This window comes from Caballeronia sp. (assembly GCF_049581465.1).
Lineage (GTDB): Bacteria > Pseudomonadota > Gammaproteobacteria > Burkholderiales > Burkholderiaceae > Caballeronia.
In genome coordinates this window covers 1-1737 of record NZ_JBAUSA010000023.1, presented here as the reverse complement: position 1 = coordinate 1737, position 1737 = coordinate 1, and the positions used below count along the sequence as shown (strand labels likewise).

Annotated in this window: 2 protein-coding genes; both read left to right on the top strand. The window is 59.2% G+C overall.

From position 1 onward, the window contains the following. Positions 1-1044: phosphopyruvate hydratase (gene eno, locus WCA53_RS00545; RefSeq protein ID WP_423904145.1), on the top strand; the 1044-nt coding region annotated here is incomplete at its 5' end. Between the two features lie 161 nt (positions 1045-1205). Next, positions 1206-1685 (top strand): cell division protein FtsB, encoded by a 480-nt coding sequence (ftsB, locus tag WCA53_RS00540; protein WP_423904142.1) that lies wholly within the window; start codon positions 1206-1208, stop codon positions 1683-1685. Positions 1686-1737: the final 52 nt, after the last annotated feature.

The window sequence follows — 1737 nt, the reverse complement described above, 5'->3', positions numbered from 1 at the left end:
GGCCTCGACGCATCGGAGCAGGCGTTCCTCGACAAGACGCTGCTCGAACTCGACGGCACCGACAACAAGTCGCGCCTCGGCGCGAACGCGATGCTGGCCGTGTCGATGGCGGTTGCAAAAGCGGCCGCCGAAGAAGCCGGCCTGCCGCTGTACCGCTACTTCGGCGGCTCGGGCGCAATGCAACTGCCGGTGCCGATGATGAACATCGTCAACGGCGGCGCGCATGCCAACAACAGCCTGGACATCCAGGAATTCATGATCGTCCCGGTCAGCCAGCCGACATTCCGCGAAGCGTTGCGATGCGGCGCCGAAGTGTTCCATGCGCTCAAGAAAATCCTGAGCGATCGGGGCATGAGCACGGCAGTGGGCGACGAAGGCGGTTTCGCGCCGAACTTCGGCAGCAACGATGAATGCTTGTCGACCGTGGTTCAGGCGATCGAAAAAGCCGGTTATCGCGCGGGCGAAGATGTCTTGTTGGCGCTTGACTGCGCCGCGAGCGAGTTCTACCACGACGGCAAATATCAACTAGCGGGCGAAGGCCTGCAGTTGACGTCGACGGAATTTGCCGACTACCTGGGTGCGCTCGCCGATAAATTCCCGATCGTTTCGATCGAAGACGGCATGCACGAAAGCGACTGGGACGGCTGGAAGATTCTCACCGACAAGCTCGGCAAGAAGATCCAACTGGTCGGTGACGATCTCTTCGTGACGAACACGAAGATCCTGAAAGAAGGCATCGACAAGGGCATTGCCAACTCGATCCTGATCAAGATCAACCAGATCGGCACGTTGACCGAGACGTTCGCGGCCATCGAAATGGCGAAGCGGGCGGGTTACACTGCCGTGATCTCGCATCGTTCGGGTGAAACCGAAGATTCGACCATTGCGGATATTGCGGTTGGTTTGAACGCTGGTCAGATCAAGACGGGTTCGTTGTCGCGCAGCGACCGGATCTCGAAGTACAACCAGTTGTTGCGTATCGAAGAAGATCTCGGCGATATCGCGAGCTATCCGGGCAAGTCGGCGTTCTACAATTTGCGCTAGAGCTTTTGGTTTTACCGGACGTTAGCGTGTAGGTCGGCTCGAATGGTCGTTGTACCCGTGGCCGTCCTGCCGCACGTTTTTAAGTCCGCCGCCCCGTGTTCCCTGGAACGCGGGGCGGCGCCAGATTCAGCGCTAGATTTCATGTTTTTGTTGCCTCTTCAATGCGGATTGTCACCTTCGTCCTGATCCTGCTGCTGGCGATGATCCAGTACCCGCTGTGGTGGGGACATGGCGGCTGGCTGCGCGTCCATGAATTGCAGGAACAACTGGCCGAGCAAACCCAGAAAAATGCTGCTCTCCAGCTACGCAATGGACGCGTGGAGGGCGAGGTTGCGGACTTGCAGAACGGCACCGCTGCGGTTGAAGAGCGAGCACGTTATGAGATGGGCATGATGAAGGATGGCGAGGTCTTCGCGCAGTTTGTATCACCCAATTCGCCTGCGCCGGCTAACTCGGTGAATGCGCAGACGAGCACTAGCGCGTCGACGCGCGGGCAGGTTTCGGCTGCGCCACTGCGTGTGGTGCCGAATCCGGTTTCGCGGTCGAAGGAAGAACGGCGCGCGTTCGAGCGTCAGGCAACGAAGGATAGGCTGGACGCGGCGAAGGAGAAGTTAGACGCGGCGAAGAAAAAGCAAGGCTAGTAGGGTGCTGCTCGCGGCGAGTGTGGGGCTAGCATTGAGTCCTTCTGCTCGC